The 15,230-nt window shown below is 34.8% G+C and carries 13 protein-coding genes; 6 read left to right on the top strand and 7 right to left on the bottom strand.

The features are described from left to right. Positions 1 to 73: 73 nt before the first annotated feature. The 3 genes from AC8GF4_RS08065 to metG all read right to left on the bottom strand — a co-directional run bounded on the left by AC8GF4_RS08065 (position 74) and on the right by metG (position 3,383). Complete coding sequence (locus AC8GF4_RS08065; RefSeq protein WP_506593749.1) at positions 74 to 763, bottom strand: HAD family hydrolase; 690 nt, start codon at positions 761 to 763, stop codon at positions 74 to 76. A gap of 12 nt (positions 764 to 775) precedes the next feature. After that, positions 776 to 1,252 carry a hypothetical protein gene (locus tag AC8GF4_RS08060; protein ID WP_506593748.1) on the bottom strand — a complete coding sequence of 159 codons (477 nt, stop codon included), beginning with the start codon at positions 1,250 to 1,252 and terminating at the stop codon, positions 776 to 778. Positions 1,253 to 1,322: 70 nt separating this feature from the next. Further along, the gene (metG, locus tag AC8GF4_RS08055; RefSeq protein ID WP_506593746.1) at positions 1,323 to 3,383 is read right to left on the bottom strand and encodes a methionine--tRNA ligase; all 2,061 of its coding nucleotides are present in this window, start codon (positions 3,381 to 3,383) and stop codon (positions 1,323 to 1,325) included. Positions 3,384 to 3,685: 302 nt separating this feature from the next. Here metG and AC8GF4_RS08050 point away from each other — a divergent pair, with 302 nt between their 5' ends. The 4 genes from AC8GF4_RS08050 (at position 3,686) to AC8GF4_RS08035 (ending at position 6,391) form a co-directional block, all read left to right on the top strand. Beyond that, complete coding sequence (locus tag AC8GF4_RS08050) at positions 3,686 to 4,105, top strand: lipocalin family protein (RefSeq protein WP_506593744.1); 420 nt, start codon at positions 3,686 to 3,688, stop codon at positions 4,103 to 4,105. Between the two features lie 430 nt (positions 4,106 to 4,535). After that, the gene (locus tag AC8GF4_RS08045; protein WP_506593743.1) at positions 4,536 to 5,546 is read left to right on the top strand and encodes a PDDEXK nuclease domain-containing protein; all 1,011 of its coding nucleotides are present in this window, start codon (positions 4,536 to 4,538) and stop codon (positions 5,544 to 5,546) included. Positions 5,547 to 5,610: 64 nt separating this feature from the next. Next, positions 5,611 to 5,763, top strand: coding sequence for a hypothetical protein (locus tag AC8GF4_RS08040; protein ID WP_506593742.1), 153 nt, complete (start codon positions 5,611 to 5,613; stop codon positions 5,761 to 5,763). A gap of 88 nt (positions 5,764 to 5,851) precedes the next feature. Beyond that, complete coding sequence (locus AC8GF4_RS08035; protein WP_506593741.1) at positions 5,852 to 6,391, top strand: DMP19 family protein; 540 nt, start codon at positions 5,852 to 5,854, stop codon at positions 6,389 to 6,391. 512 nt (positions 6,392 to 6,903) lie between these two features. Here the strand turns inward: AC8GF4_RS08035 and AC8GF4_RS08030 are convergent. Together AC8GF4_RS08030 and AC8GF4_RS08025 are read right to left on the bottom strand one after the other, a co-directional pair. After that, the gene (locus AC8GF4_RS08030; protein ID WP_506593740.1) at positions 6,904 to 8,820 is read right to left on the bottom strand and encodes a M1 family metallopeptidase; all 1,917 of its coding nucleotides are present in this window, start codon (positions 8,818 to 8,820) and stop codon (positions 6,904 to 6,906) included. 115 nt (positions 8,821 to 8,935) lie between these two features. After that, the gene (locus AC8GF4_RS08025) at positions 8,936 to 9,433 is read right to left on the bottom strand and encodes an outer membrane beta-barrel protein (RefSeq protein WP_506593738.1); all 498 of its coding nucleotides are present in this window, start codon (positions 9,431 to 9,433) and stop codon (positions 8,936 to 8,938) included. Positions 9,434 to 9,658: 225 nt separating this feature from the next. On the opposite strand from AC8GF4_RS08025, the gene AC8GF4_RS08020 reads away from it, so the two are divergent. Together AC8GF4_RS08020 and AC8GF4_RS08015 are read left to right on the top strand one after the other, a co-directional pair. Continuing rightward, a complete protein-coding gene (locus AC8GF4_RS08020; RefSeq protein ID WP_506593737.1) occupies positions 9,659 to 10,633 on the top strand; it encodes an endo alpha-1,4 polygalactosaminidase in 975 nt (324 codons plus the stop codon). A gap of 156 nt (positions 10,634 to 10,789) precedes the next feature. Next, positions 10,790 to 11,398, top strand: coding sequence for an alpha-ketoglutarate-dependent dioxygenase AlkB family protein (locus AC8GF4_RS08015; RefSeq protein ID WP_506593769.1), 609 nt, complete (start codon positions 10,790 to 10,792; stop codon positions 11,396 to 11,398). Positions 11,399 to 11,554: 156 nt separating this feature from the next. On the opposite strand, the gene AC8GF4_RS08010 is transcribed toward AC8GF4_RS08015, so the two are convergent. Both AC8GF4_RS08010 and AC8GF4_RS08005 read right to left on the bottom strand, forming a co-directional pair. Next, on the bottom strand, positions 11,555 to 13,162 hold the full coding sequence (locus AC8GF4_RS08010) for a DUF1501 domain-containing protein (protein WP_506593736.1): 1,608 nt from the start codon (positions 13,160 to 13,162) through the stop codon (positions 11,555 to 11,557). Positions 13,163 to 13,278: 116 nt separating this feature from the next. Continuing rightward, positions 13,279 to 15,120 (bottom strand): DUF1800 domain-containing protein, encoded by a 1,842-nt coding sequence (locus AC8GF4_RS08005; protein WP_506593735.1) that lies wholly within the window; start codon positions 15,118 to 15,120, stop codon positions 13,279 to 13,281. Between the last annotated feature and the right edge of the window lie 110 nt (positions 15,121 to 15,230).

The raw sequence follows: 15,230 nt of genomic DNA, 5'->3' as shown, positions 1-15,230 counted from the left end.
TCAAATTTAAAACCTAGCTAAAATACTAAATAAAAAGCATTTTAACTAGGTTCAATTTATTAAAAAAATGATTTTAAGCGTCCAATAACTTTAAAACTTCTGTTATTTTTTCGAAGGCCTGAAAGTTTTTGTGCTCTACTTTATGGTCGATTTTTTCATGAGCCCAAGTAGTGTGAAACGGAATATGCACTGCATGTCCGCCAATGGCCAAAACAGGCAATACATCGGATTTTAAAGAATTTCCAATCATAAAAAATTCCTCTGGTTGTATCTCCAAACGCTTGATTAAATCGGTGTAATCGATTTCTTGTTTGTCTGACATTACCTCGATATGGTGAAAATAATGTCCCAAACCCGAATTGTGTAATTTTCTGCGTTGATCCAGTAAATCTCCTTTAGTGGCCACCACCAATTTGTATTTACCATGTAAGGCTTCCAAAGTTTCCTCAACTCCGTCAAGTAAAATCACGGGTTTTTCTAGTAATTCCTTACCGTATTGAATGATTTTTTCGACTACTTCAATTGGAATCGTATTGTTCGAAATTTTCATCGCCGCTTCGATCATCGAAAGAATATAGCCTTTTATTCCGTAACCATACAATTTAAGATTGTCAATTTCGATTTTAAAAAGTTCCTTCGAAATTCCTTGATGTGACAAATAATCTTCCATCAAACCACAGAATTTTTTCTCGGTTTCATCAAAATAGGTTTCGTTGATCCATAAGGTATCATCGGCGTCGAAAGCAATTACTTTTAGGTTCATAAGGTTTCTTTTTTATGCAATACTAAAAAAAATTAAAGAAATAAAAGCACATAATACATGAATTGCGGAAAGCATTATGATGCTAATCATGATTTTTTTATTTTTAGTATTTGAATTGTTTAAAACAGAAAGAATAGATTTAGACTGAGTGTCATTTAGCCAGGCATTCAAATCAATTAATCCCTCTAGATAACCAAATATAAAGGTAATAGTTAAAACAAAACCTTTTTGATTAAAAGATTTTTGCATAGAGAAAGCAATGAAAATGATAAGCCAAACTTTAAAAATGATTCTAAAAACAATTTTTATAAAACTTAATGTTTTTTCTCCAGTAATCATATTTAAAAGGATGTACAATAAAATTACACTTGTGAAAATAGTGTGAATTTCCCATAAGATTCCAGAAACTATAAGGTGAGATTTAAAAATAAGTTGCCAGATTCCTATGGCAATAATCCACGTTAAAAAGGCAATTATTCTTAGATTCATTTTACATTTATTTGACCGCAGATTCACAGATTATTTTTTAATTAATCTGCGAATCTGCGGTTAATTTTTTTTAATTTATCGTCTCCCCATTGCCAACACCATCTGTATCAGGGTTTACAAAAACTAATTTTCCTTCTGCATTGGTGGTCATCAAAATCATTCCTTGGCTTTCTACACCGCGAAGGTTTCTAGGCGCTAAGTTTACAAGAACCGTTACCCGTTTACCAACAATATCTTCGGGTTTAAAACTTTCGGCTATTCCAGAGACAATGGTGCGAATGTCAATTCCGGTATCTACTTTCAAAATCAATAGCTTGTTGGCTTTTGGCATTTTCTCTGCTTCAAGGATAGTCCCAACACGTATATCCATTTTGGCAAAATCTTCAAACTGAATTAAGTCTTTTTGCGGTTCGGCTACTTTATTTTCTGCTTTGTTAGCAGTTTTTGTTGCTTCCAATTTGTCTATTTGTTTCTGAATTTCCTCATCTTCAATTTTAGAGAACAATAATTCGGCTTCTCCAATTTGATGACCAGCAAGCAATAAATCAGAACTGTCTGTAATCGTTTTCCAGTCTAAAGGCGATTCAATTTTTAAGATTCTTGATAATTTTGTAGCGGTAAATGGCAAGAAAGGCTCACAAAGTGAACTCAATGCCGCAGCAATTTGCAAGGCTACATACATTTGGGTTTGCACACGAGCAGGATCGGTTTTCACCATTTTCCAGGGCTCCTCGTCTGCCAAGTATTTGTTCCCTAAACGTGCTACATTCATCATTTCGCCCAAAGCTTCTCTAAATCTATATCTTTCCAATGAACTCGAAATCACTGCTGGATAGGCTTTCAATTCAGTCAAAGTAGCTTCATCAACTTCTGATAATTCATTCGGTTGAGGTACTATTCCTTCGTAATATTTATTGGTCAACACCACCACACGATTAATGAAATTGCCATAAATCGCTACCAATTCATTGTTGTTTCTCGCCTGAAAATCTTTCCAAGTAAAATCATTGTCTTTTGTTTCAGGTGCGTTTGAAGTCAAAGCATAACGCAAAACATCTTGCTGATTCGGAAATTCTTCCAAGTATTCGTGCAACCAAACGGCCCAGTTTTTAGACGTCGACAATTTGTTTCCTTCTAAATTCAAGAACTCATTTGCAGGTACATTATCTGGCAGAATGTAGCTTCCTTCGGCTTTTAGCATCGCAGGGAAAATTACACAGTGAAAAACAATATTGTCTTTCCCTATGAAGTGAACTAGTTTTGTATCCTGATCTTTCCAATACGGTTCCCAATCTTTTCCTTCGCGTAAAGCCCATTCTTTTGTGGATGAAATGTACCCAATTGGTGCATCAAACCATACGTACAATTTTTTTCCTTCGGCACCTTCTACAGGTACGTCAATTCCCCAATCGAGGTCACGTGTTACTGCGCGAGGTTCTAGTCCGCCATCAATCCATGATTTTACTTGTCCGTAAACATTCGGTTTCCAGTCGTTTTTATGCCCAACAAGTATCCATTCGGTCAAAAAATCCGTATAACGATCCAAAGGCAAAAACCAGTGTTTCGTAGATTTCAAAATAGGAGTTTCACCAGTAATGGTCGATTTTGGGTTGATTAAGTCAGTTGCGTTTAGCGTAGAACCACATTTTTCGCATTGATCACCATAGGCTTCTTCGTTACCACATTTAGGGCAAGTTCCCACCACAAAACGGTCAGCCAAAAACTGATCCGCTTTGGCATCATACAATTGCTCTGTTACTTCTTCAATAAAATCACCTTTATCATATAGTTTCTTGAAAAATTCCGAAGCAGTATCGTGATGAATTTTTGCCGAAGTTCTAGAGTAATTGTCAAATGAAATTCCGAAATCAGAGAATGATTTTCTAATAATTCCATCGTATTTATCAATTACTTCCTGAGGTGTAATGCCTTCTTTTTTAGCTTTCATCGAAATGGCAACGCCGTGTTCATCGCTTCCGCAAACAAACAAAACGTCTCTTCCCTGCAAACGCAAATAACGAGAATAAATGTCCGAAGGCACGTAAACCCCCGCCAAATGTCCAATGTGTATAGGCCCGTTTGTATAAGGCAATGCCGCTGTAATCGTATATCTTTTTGGATTCTGTAACATAATTCAGTTTAATTTGTTGCAAAAATAAGCAATTATTTTTTGTCATCCTGAGCGAAATCGAAGGATTAGGGACTAATCCCGCTATCCGTTGCAAATATATTCACTGAACTCCGCTGTAAATCAATTTGTGTGAAATAATCTTTTTCTTTTTAAAGAAAAAACAGAAGTGACTTCTATTCTTTGATGTGTGTAGTGATTTTTTAAATGCCAAAATAATAATGCAAACTATAGCAATAATTATATAACTTTTTTCATACACTCTAAAACTAATTTAGCCATTATTAATAATAAAAAAATAGAACATGAAAACTAGAAGCATATTATTTGCATTAGCATTAAGTATCGGATTATTTGCAACGTCTTGTAATTCAAATGATGAAAACGAAGGAGATACGTTAGCTCCGATAGCTGGAAAATGGAGTATTGTCAAAGTAGGCACCAATGTTAATGGTGTAGAAACACTGTCTGATCCGCCACAAAATGTAAGTGGCTGCGACCATGATTATATGGATTTAAAGATTAATAACACATTAATTTCTGGAGATTATGATTCTTCTGTTAGTCCATGCGCGTTAACTACAATTACGGGAACTTTTGCAAAAGGAGACAGTAAATTGACAACTGTAATAAATGGAGTAACTACTACTTATGACATTGTGAATCTTACACTTACTGATTTAAAATTAAAAAACGGTAACGCTATCTCAGTTTATATCAGATAATACATTTTTTCTGGTATTGGATTCTGCATCTTTTGGAATGTAGGATGAAAACGGAAATGACTTTTCAAAAGTTATTTCCGTTTTTTTTATGAATGTAATTGTTGAAAATAAAAAGTTGTGTTTGTATTTATTAGAAGCTATTTCCCGCTATCCGTTGCAATCTTTTGTGCCGAACACCGGCGCAAAAGGATTTTCACTGCTATCTGGGCTATGGGATTCTGCAAAGCCATTAATTTTATAATTGTACAACTGCTAGACTTTTTTAATTAATGCAAAATTTAAAATCGTTGCTTAATGCTACAAGACAATCAAGTTTAGTTGTCTTCTTCAGAAAGATTTAGGGTAAAAAACGATTACGTTTAATATAATCGGAATCTTATTTTGTAACATTTTTAGTATTTTTGTATATTGTATCAATAATTCATTCAAAATGCTTCAAAATCAATCCATAATCCCAGATATTAAATCCATTATTGCTCTTGCTCAGGACAAAGCCATCAGAGCTGTTGACAACGAGCGAACACTAATGTATTGGACAATTGGCAAACGTATTTTTGAGGAAGAACAACAAGGAAAAGACCGCGCCGATTACGGGACGTATTTAATTCAATTCATTGCTCAAGAACTTGAACCTGAATACGGAAGTGGCTATTCGAAACGGCAAATCGAATTATTTAGACAATTTTATCGCACATTTCCAATTGCGAACGCACTGCGTTCGCAATTGAGCTGGACACATTATAAACTCATTATTCGCTTAGATAGTCAAGATAAAATTGATTTTTATATAGCCGAAACAGTAAAAAATAATTGGAATACTCGCCAGATGGAACGCCAAATAAATACCAGTCTTTGGGAGCGACTTTTAATGAGTAGCGACAGAAAGGATGTTTTGGCAGTGGCAAGAAACGAAAAATTGCCCTCAGATGCCAGACAAATTATAAAAGACCCAATGGTTTTGGAATTTCTGGAATTGAAACGGGAAGCTTCTTACTACGAAAGAGATTTAGAAACGGCCATTATTACTCACCTGCAAGATTTTTTGTTGGAGTTAGGAAATGGCTTTGCCTTTGTCGCTAGACAAAGACGAATTCATATCGATGGTGATGATTTTTTTGTAGATTTGGTTTTTTACAATCGCTTATTGCAATGTTTTGTAATTATAGAAATAAAAACCGAAAAATTGACACATCAAGACATTGGTCAGTTGCAAATGTATGTCAACTATTACGACCGAATAGAGAAAAATGATAACGAAAATCAAACCATCGGAATCTTACTTTGTGCCAATAAAAACGATGGTGTAGTTAAATTCTCGTTACCCGAAAACAATAAAAATATCATAGCTAGTCAATACAATTTGTACTTACCAACCGAAAAACAATTACTGGAAGAAGTAAAAAAGGAACTGGAGAACTTTGCAGAAGACAAGAGTCAATAATAGAAACACCTTTTCTAATTATCTTGAATGTCTTTACCTTTATACCCAAATACGATTAAAAATCATGGCAAAAGGTCCCGAAAAAAACACCAAAAACAAGGCTTTGCATACCAAATTGCTCAATCGAAAGAAGACTAAACTTCAAGAAGAGAAAAAAGCACAGGCATTGCGGTTGAAAGCTTTGGTCACAAAAATGAATCAGAAAAAACAAGAATAACAGATTTGATATTATATAAATCACTTTGAATTTCTTTCCTGTTTTTATTTACCCGAAATTTGCATCAAATATTCAAAATACAAACCCTATGGAATTCGGTAGAATAATAGTTTCAGAAAGCGCAATGAACAGTGAAAATGGTCAAGATCTAATTCACTCTAATATTTCGGTAATCAATTTAATGCGGGAGGAAGGTGTGAACGACGATTTGATTCATGAAGACGCTTTAATGAGTTATTATTTAGATTATTATTATTCTCAATATACAGAAGGCAATTTTGCTCAGTTTGTTTACAATTCAAGCTGGAACAAAGAGTTGAATGAATTGATAGAAGAAGGTTTGGCATTAATTGGCGCCCCGAAACATTTGGAATTATTTCAACAGCAATGCAAGAAAGTAAAGTTAATGAGCAGTGTTAAGCTCAGTAAATTCCTGAAAGGAAAACTGGAAGGCGTAAACCCTATTAGAGATTTGCTTAACAACGACACTTTTTTTGAAATTGAAGAAAATCTGGTTACTTTGAATGCCAATTTTCTAAAATCTCATCCCGATTTCGAAGTACTTTCGGTAGACGATATGTTTGCTGTTTTGGAAGAATTCGTGGGTCATGAGATTAAAAGAGAGTAGTTTTTTCTATGACTATCCGTTTAGCAGAACTCGATTGATTTTTTGACACAGATTCCACAAATTTCACAAATCAATCTGTGAAAATTTGTGGAATCTGTATCAAATAAACATCTTTAAGTTTTTATATTTATTTAATACTGTTTAGACTTTAAATTTACTTTTATAAAACAATCTAGATCTACGTCTGTTCGAGTGTTTAGTTAAAAAATGCGATAGCTTTTTTTTTATGAAATGTATCGAGAACCCGCATCTAGTAGGCTTCTCGATACAATTTAGAAAAGTAAAGCTCTCGCATTACTTTTCTAAATCACTTGAAGAGACGATGCGTTTTATTACAGTAAAATCAAAGGTTAAATGGTATAATCGAGTATTAATCTTTATTGGTATTAGTTACAGACAGTCATATTTTATTATATCCCAAAGTCATAAAAGAAAACCATAAAGACATGCAAAGAAAATTTAAAAAACCTTTGCGACTCTCTGTGTCTCTTTTGCGTGTCTTTTTGTAACGCTTAATTCTTTACAAACTTCAATTTCTTAGACCCAGAATCGGTGTAAACTTTTATAAAATAAATTCCTGTAGCCCAAGAGCTAATATCCCAAGAACTTGCCGAATTGCTGGTCATTATTTTTTGGCCTGACACGTTGTAAAAGACCGTTTTCTCAATCGTTTTTCCGTTTGGTAAAGCAAGGGTAAGCATGTTATTGGATGGATTTAAATACAATTGTGAATCATTCAACTCAAAATTTTCTTGGCCTAGAGTTGCAGTATTGTTTTTGGATATAATATTTTTATTCGGGTCAAAAGTGACACTCGTTATGGTAAAAGGTACGTTTTCTGTAAAACTTTGCCCATTTGATGTGTTGTTTAAAACTAAATCCAATTGTTGGCCACCACTACCAAAAACACGTACAGGCACTGGCATTTCAAAAAAGGAAACCGAAGCATCCGATTGTGTTTGATTAACTGTAAGCTTGGCTTGACCACCGCCCAAATTTTGTGCCGTGATACTGTAAATTGGATAACCTTGGTTGTAAATCCAATCATTAAAAAATTCGGTCAAACTACTACCGTAAACCGCTTCCAAATGCAATTGCAAATCGGGAGTTTTGGCATATTTGTAGGCTAGATTGCTGTCTTTTAAGTAGTTTTTTATACCTTGAAAAAACAAGACATCTCCCATTTTAAAACGGAGCATATTCAGTACCATCGCCCCTTTATTATACGTTAATCTAGAGCTGAAAATTCTATTGACATCCGTCAGTTCGGCATCGGTCAAATAGACAGCTCCGTTTGTTTGGGAAGTAATATTATTGATCATTTTGTTCTTTTCGGTTACAAAAGCAGCTTGACCATCAAAGTTTTCGATCACCAAAGCGGCAACGTAAGTGGCAAATCCTTCGTTTAACCATATGTTTTTCCAATCGCCACAAGTGATTTTGTCACCAAACCATTGGTGAGCCATTTCGTGAGCGATGAGACTTCGGCTAAAATTATTCATAAACGAAACTGTGGTATGTTCCATTCCGCCTCCCCAGCCAAATTGAGCATGACCGTATTTTTCTTTGTGAAAAGGATAGATTTCAAATAGGCTTTCGAATAAATTCAAAATCAAAGGAGTTTGATCCAATTGCGTTTGTACGTTTGGTAAAGTCTCGGGATAAATATAGTTGATGATTGGGTATTGGTTGGGAGAGGTTCCTCCCGTTTGATTGTAAACACTGTAATTGGTTACAGCGATGGCTATCAAATAAGCAGGTATGGGATATACATGGCGAAAATGAGTGGTTTTGCTAGCTCCATTAATCACTGGAGTTGCAGGCTCAACTCCATTGGAAACACTTACATATTGAGATGGTGCTGTAATGTACACATCGATAGCATCTGCCTTATCATTCAAATCTTGCTTGCAAGGCCACCAATCTCTTGCGCCATAAGGCTCGGAAAGGGTGTACAATACTGCTGATCCATTGTGTGTAGAAGTCGTAAATGCTTGTTCTCCATTTGCAGGAGCACCAGCATAAGTAATAACCAGGGTTGTGGAAGCTCCAGTATTAATTGCGTTTGCTAATGTTATTACCAATTCATTGTTGGTATTTTGAACAAAAGGCAATGGTATTCCGTTTTGAGTGATGCTACTTACATTTAATTGATTGGTTAAGTCAAACGTAACTGAAGTAAGATTGGATAATGCCGTGAAAGTTGTTGTCACTTTTCCGTTTATAAAATAAATCGCTGGATCAACCGTAATTTCCAGTTTGTGATAGGTTATATCATAATTTTGAGTATTGGGATTTACCTTCAAATTCATTTTTTTATTTGCCATTTTCATCTCAGAATTTGAGATTTTATCTAGTTGAAGATCATTTTTTTGGGCAGAAACAAATGTAATAGTAAGTAGAAAAATGTAGAGTAATCTTGATTTCATTTTTGATTTGTTTTGTACAAATATACTAATATTCTTGAGACAGAAAAGTTTGGCTAAAGGCAAAAAAAAACCACCTGAATTTGTCAGATGGTTTTAAAAATTGCAGATTAAATAACTAGATTTTGAAAGTAACTCCTACTTTAGCGCCACTAGTACCAGTATTTCCACCTAATTCTAGATTAACTCCAAAATTATTACTAAAGAAATAACGTCCACCAACTTGAAGTCCAAGTCCTAGAGACGTATTGTCTGGGTGATTGTTGTTGTCGTAATTCCAAATATAATAAGTAAGACTTGCACCTGCATAAAAGTCAAATTTACTTGGAATGTTTAATAAACTATTAAAGTGATAATTTCCGTTACCACTAATGCCTACTGCAGATGAATTGTAATTTTTGTTGTTGTCATTGTAATCATCAGATTGAAAAGATATTTGACCTCCCAAAGTAAAGTCTTTTGCAATACCATAATCCAAACCAAAATAAACTGGAATTCCCCAACCAGAAGTACCAACTCCTGCATTTAATTGTACACCACCTTCTTCAAGTGGACTTTGAGCCATAACGCCATTTGTAATAAATCCGAAGGCGATTAAAAGAATAAGTTTTTTCATAAGTTTTTGTTTTAAATACAACGCAAAAATATAATTTTATTATGGGTTCATTTTGAATTTTTGGAAAAAAAAGTCCATTTACAGTGAATTTTACAAATGAATAAATAATTGATTTCTGATAAGTTTGGATTTAATAGCCTGATAAAGCAATTAATAATTGTAAGCTACTGAATATTTGCAATTTTATTTTTTTTTAAACGTTACTATAAAAAATTAAAAGACTTTATGAGATTCCTAAACCATGCGCTATTATTTATAATTCTTTTTGTTTCTTGTTCTAAAGATGAGAAGTCAGAACCAGATTCGGTGTCTAATGCCAAACAAAAAATGAGGGATTTTGTGATAGAAATTAGCCAATATGCAAAAGCAAAAAATTCTAATTTCAATATCATTCCTCAAAATGGGATTGAACTAGTGAGTAATGACGGAGAAAGTACGACTGTCTCAAATAATGCTTACCTAAATGCAATCGATGCCAACGGTCAAGAAGATTTATTGTATGGATATGATAATGATGATCAAGCCACTCCTGTAACGACAACCCTTTACTTAAAAGATTTTTTGAATCTTTCTAAAAACACTAATAAAAAAATTCTGGTAATCGATTATTGTAGTACAGTATCCAAAATGAATAGTTCGTATTTTGAAAACAACAAATCAGGTTATGTTTCTTTTGCAGCAGATCACAGAGAATTGAATAATATCCCTACAACTTCAATTTATCTGGAGAATAATGCTGTTATAACAGCTATGTCTCAGGTCAAGAATTTTTTATACCTAATAAATCCAGAAAAATATACAACAAAAACAGCTTTTATAAACGCTGTAACAGCTACCAACTATGATCTGGTTATAATGGATTTGTATTTTAATGACGGAACTCCTTTTACGAAGGCAGAAATTAGTGCCTTAAAAAATAAAGCCAATGGGGGCAAAAGGTTAGTAGTCTCTTATATGTCTATAGGCGAAGCCGAAAACTACCGATTTTATTGGCAAAACAGCTGGAATACTTCTAAACCCAACTGGCTAGATGCCGAAAACCCAGATTGGAAAGGGAATTTTAAAGTTAAATTTTGGGATACAGAATGGAAAAAAGTCATCTATGGCGACGATAATTCGTATGTTAAAAGGATTCTTGATGCCGGATTTGATGGTACTTATCTTGACATAATTGATGCTTTTGAATATTATGAGAACTGATAAGTTTTTAAGAATCAATCTCGTTTCCTTATTAATTTTCACACAAGTTTGTCATTTCGTCTCGACTTTTGGATGAGACGAAATTACAAAACAGACCTTGAGGAAATGGAATTGGCTCAACAATCCTTATATTTGATATTATTTAAAATGACTATAATGGATTTATTCAGTACCGAATTTGATTATAAAAAAAACCTACTTCCCAAAGAAGGTACGGTGAATTATTATGCAAAAATTTTTGCGTTCCAAGAAGCAAATCAGTATTTTGATATTCTAATGAACACTATCGAGTGGAGAAATGATGAAGCCATTATTTTTGGTAAACGCATCATTACAAAACGAAAAGTTGCTTGGTATGGAGATTTGGAATTTGAATATACGTATTCCAATACTACAAAGAAAGCTTTGCCTTGGACCAAAGAATTAATGGAATTAAAATTTGTAATTGAAGAGAAAACAGGAGAGAAATTCAATTCTTGTTTGTTAAACTTATATCACAACGGCAATGAAGGTATGGCTTGGCATAGTGATGCAGAAAAAGATTTAAAAAAGAACGGAGCCATAGGTTCTGTAAGTTTTGGAGCCGAACGCAAATTTTCTTTCAAGCACAAAGACACCAAAGAAACAGTTTCGATAGTATTAGAAAATGGTAGTTTATTGGTCATGAAGGATGCCACCCAAACCCATTGGTTACATCGTTTGCCTCCCACAAAATTGGTTACTAAACCACGAATTAATTTGACTTTTCGAACTATAATAAAATAAATTAACAGCAACGCATTAATTTAAGTCAAAAACAGTCTTACAGGTTCTAGTGACTTTGCTTAAATGAACTTTTGTTTTAACTCAATGTTATTCAAATTAAAACTTATATTACTCCTATGTTTATCAATCTATTCAAAAGACACATATTGGTTTTAACTACAACACGATCATCTTGGCATTAAATTTGGTTCCATTATAAATTACTTGAACAATATAAGTGCCAGTTGAGAACATTTTGTTGGTATTAAAACTCAAAATATCGCCATCTACAGCATAAGAATTTCCAAAAATTTTAGAACCCAACATAGAATAAATACTGACTTCAACAGTGCTATTTATAAAATTATAAAACTGTACATTGATCTGACTAGTCGTTATCGGATTTGGAAAAATCTTCATAAAATCGGCATTCGGATAGTATATCGATTTGTCCGTTTTGAAAATTGGTAGCTTTTCAAAAGAGCCACCTAAAACAGCATCAGACTGTGCTTCGGTCATACACAACCAATCTTGCATGATGGTTGCATATATTTGTCTAAAATCATGCTGAAAAGGCACTTGGTCATTGACCGTTGCGTTTTGCGGTAAGTTTGGTGAAGTACCCACCATTCCAGAGACAGGGTTTGGTGTTCCTTCTACTGTTCCTCTGCCGGTATTCAATGCTGCACCAAAAAAGAGTACAGGAGCTCCAGAACCATGATCGGTTCCAGCACTGTCATTGCTTTTGATTCGGCGACCAAATTCACTAAACGTCATTCCAGTTACTATATCTGCTTTTCCCATTAACTTTAAATCTTCCTGAAAAGCACCTATGGCTTGAGAGAGTATGGTCAAATTTTCGGCTTGTTTGCCCAGTTTTCTATCCGAATCCATCACTTGATTTTCATGACTGTCAAACCCTTTTGGATGATTCACCACATATATTGGTGTTTGTAATCCTCCATTTATCAATTTGGCAACTATTTTTAATTGATCGGCCAAGCCATTTTTGTTGGGATAAGTTGGTAATTGTGCTTTGGGAACATTATACGCTTTTTGAATCACATCACGATACGCATTACTTTGATCCTTCATCAACCTCAAAAAAGTCAGTTCGTGACCATAATCTGAGTTGGGCGCTGGATCTGAAGTAGCATTGATTACATTCAATAAATCTTCTGGTCTTGGAACACTATACGCCATATTTATGGTAGGGCCTTGCAGCGAAAAGGGTAAAGTAGAACCTATTTGGATCGCCAATGGATCGGGCATGTCTGTATTGGGATATGCTTTTGGAAAACCGGGATAGACCGAGTCCAATGCTCTTCCCAACCAACCCGAAGACAATGATTTGTCACTGTCCGATGCAGTAAACCAAATATCTGTAGCTCGAAAGTGGCTATAACTTGGATTGGGATAAGAGACTCCTTGAACGATCAACATTTTACCATTGTTGTACAATTGTTGCATTTCTGTCATTGCCGGATGCAAACCTGTCGTTTCGTTGTAATGCAAAGGCAAAACATCGGTTTCTTTCATCAAAATATTGGAACGAGCATTGGTTAACTCACTCCATTTGTCTCTGGGTAAAACCATGTTCAAACCATCGTTTCCACCATTCATCTGAATAATAACTAATATTTTTCCGCAACCTGCAGCAGCTGTTGCCAGTAATTGCAAACTTTCACTATCAATTTGTGACGATGCCATTACTGGTATATGATTGAAAACCAAAGGTATTGTCGATGCAATGGCCGTTGTCTTTAAAAATTTTCTTCTTTCCATTTTTATTATTTAGTTTCTAAACTTCAAAGTTCCTAAGTTCCTGATTTTCTAAGATTTTGAGTTTATAAGTTTCTTAGCATCTTAGTAACTCAGAATCTTAGCATCTTTAAAAACACCTACATCAACTGATATTCGGCAAATTCAACAATCGTTAATAGCAAACTTCGTACTCTGGTTTTTACCGTCTGTAGGTTCATATCACTAGGATCGTTTATGTAGAAACGCCAAGCACCAGACCAATAATAATCGGCATCTTGACCCGTTAACAGTGTTTGTGTTTTTATGGCATTTTTGGCAGACAAACTAAAATCAATTGGTACTAAATATTTGATGCATTCATTAATCAATAAGTTTGGATCTTCGCAAATGGCATTTGGAAACTGCTTGACAAAAGCCATTACATCAACCTCCATTCGTGTCGTATATCCATTTTTTTCGATATCAAAGCCATAAAACAAATATTCGATAAGACCATAACGTCTTTGAATCGAATTGGAATTGATCCAATACTCATGGAAACTTGGTTTTTGGTAAAAAGCTTGCCAACCCGCTACATTTGGAATCGCTCCCATAGCTTGTTGCATGTCGTACATAGCATAGTTGAAGGTGTTCCAAAGATCGTATTGTGCTTCGTAATTGGTGGCATCGGCTACATTGTAATTCATGTTGAAGGTACGCATAGTTCCCACAATTACATCCAATGGCGATTTGATATATACGCCACGATTGGCCATGTCAAAAAAGTGTTCACTCTTGAACAATCGGTCCAAAACAGGAAGGATATTCCAATTGTTGGTCACAAAATGTTGTGCCAAAGGAACAATTACGTTGGCTTCGATGTTGGCATCAATATCATAATACACAAAGAATCGGTACAAACGGCGACAAATGTATTCGGAAACCACTTTTGATTTGGAGAAGATCATGTCAAAGAACAAATCCAATTCTCCAGCACCTGTATTTGGAATTACAGTGTTATTAAAGAAAGCCGAAAAACGTTTGGAACTTGTATCATGTATATTGGCAACAAAATTGGTCGCTTCGTTGGTAGTATTCAAGTTTTGGACTCTCCAACCAGTAAGCACTTTGGCGGCCTGAATTACGTCGGGTTCTCCATATTGGCTTCCGTCTTCTTTGCCTAGCGTAAAAAGTTCCATCACCTCACGAGCAAAATTCTCATCGGGTGCCGATTTGGTATTGGCTTGATTGTTTAAGTAAAACATCATCGCGGGTTGCGTGGCCATGTTTCGAATTAAGGATTTGAAATTGCCAGTAGCATTATCGCGAAACATTTTCATGTATTTGTAGCAAATACGAGCCGAATTGGTATTGCTAAACTCATTCGAAGATTGCTTTACAAATTCAAAATCTATGGGAATAAAATGATACCAAAACAGCACCATTTTTTCACGAATAGTAATGTCTTGATTAAAAGCAAGACCCAAAGACCAAGAACTTAAACCCGAAGTTCGATTGCCATTGGTGTCATTTCCTATTTTATCGCCAATAAAAGCATTATTAGTCCAATCTGCTCCATACGGTAATCCGTTTTCGTCTGGTTCTTCATTATTATAATGATTGACTGGCGGGGCAGGCGGTGTATTATTTATGGTCAAAACTAAATCAACTGCTTGATTCATCGAAAGCCCCAAAAGCGTATCGACATCCGTTTTTTTGAATCCAAAACCAGTTCTTTTCAATAAATGCAACGCTTCAGCCGTAGTCCATGGTCCAGTATACGGTTTGAGTCCGCTTGTAACATTGGTGACACGCTCCGTCTCTGGTCCCGATTTACCAGTCACTTCTTTTTTGGGATTCGTTAAGGAAGAATAACGACGGCCATTGTATATTTTGCGTGAGTATTTCTCGAATAAGGGATCTTTTTCTTGGGCATTTACCAATAACTTTTTTAGTAATTTAGTAAATAATGCGCGTCTGGTTAGTGTAATGTTTCCCATAAAAAGTGGTGTCTAATTTAAATCGTCAAATAATATTGACTACATACAAACGACAAATATATAGAAATCGGTATATTAGAGATAAAAAATACGTCATAACGCGTATTTTT

Origin of the sequence: Flavobacterium rarum (SeqCode), assembly GCF_965234445.1 — a bacterium.
GTDB classification, from domain to species: Bacteria; Bacteroidota; Bacteroidia; order Flavobacteriales; family Flavobacteriaceae; genus Flavobacterium; species Flavobacterium rarum.
The sequence above is the reverse complement of the archived record's forward strand: the minus strand, read 5'-3'. Positions and strand labels throughout refer to the sequence as shown.

Excerpts from the sequence above, each read along its gene's own strand:
- AC8GF4_RS08015 (WP_506593769.1), top strand. The coding sequence starts at position 10,790 with ATGGATTTATTCAGTACCGAATTTGATTATAAAAAAAACCTACTTCCC.
- AC8GF4_RS08045 (WP_506593743.1), top strand. The coding sequence starts at position 4,536 with ATGCTTCAAAATCAATCCATAATCCCAGATATTAAATCCATTATTGCT.
- AC8GF4_RS08065 (WP_506593749.1), bottom strand. The coding sequence starts at position 763 with ATGAACCTAAAAGTAATTGCTTTCGACGCCGATGATACCTTATGGATC.
- AC8GF4_RS08025 (WP_506593738.1), bottom strand. The coding sequence starts at position 9,433 with ATGAAAAAACTTATTCTTTTAATCGCCTTCGGATTTATTACAAATGGC.
- AC8GF4_RS08060 (WP_506593748.1), bottom strand. The coding sequence starts at position 1,252 with ATGAATCTAAGAATAATTGCCTTTTTAACGTGGATTATTGCCATAGGA.
- metG (WP_506593746.1), bottom strand. The coding sequence starts at position 3,383 with ATGTTACAGAATCCAAAAAGATATACGATTACAGCGGCATTGCCTTAT.
- AC8GF4_RS08040 (WP_506593742.1), top strand. The coding sequence starts at position 5,611 with ATGGCAAAAGGTCCCGAAAAAAACACCAAAAACAAGGCTTTGCATACC.
- AC8GF4_RS08050 (WP_506593744.1), top strand. The coding sequence starts at position 3,686 with ATGAAAACTAGAAGCATATTATTTGCATTAGCATTAAGTATCGGATTA.
- AC8GF4_RS08030 (WP_506593740.1), bottom strand. The coding sequence starts at position 8,820 with ATGAAATCAAGATTACTCTACATTTTTCTACTTACTATTACATTTGTT.
- AC8GF4_RS08010 (WP_506593736.1), bottom strand. The coding sequence starts at position 13,162 with ATGGAAAGAAGAAAATTTTTAAAGACAACGGCCATTGCATCGACAATA.
- AC8GF4_RS08035 (WP_506593741.1), top strand. The coding sequence starts at position 5,852 with ATGGAATTCGGTAGAATAATAGTTTCAGAAAGCGCAATGAACAGTGAA.
- AC8GF4_RS08020 (WP_506593737.1), top strand. The coding sequence starts at position 9,659 with ATGAGATTCCTAAACCATGCGCTATTATTTATAATTCTTTTTGTTTCT.
- AC8GF4_RS08005 (WP_506593735.1), bottom strand. The coding sequence starts at position 15,120 with ATGGGAAACATTACACTAACCAGACGCGCATTATTTACTAAATTACTA.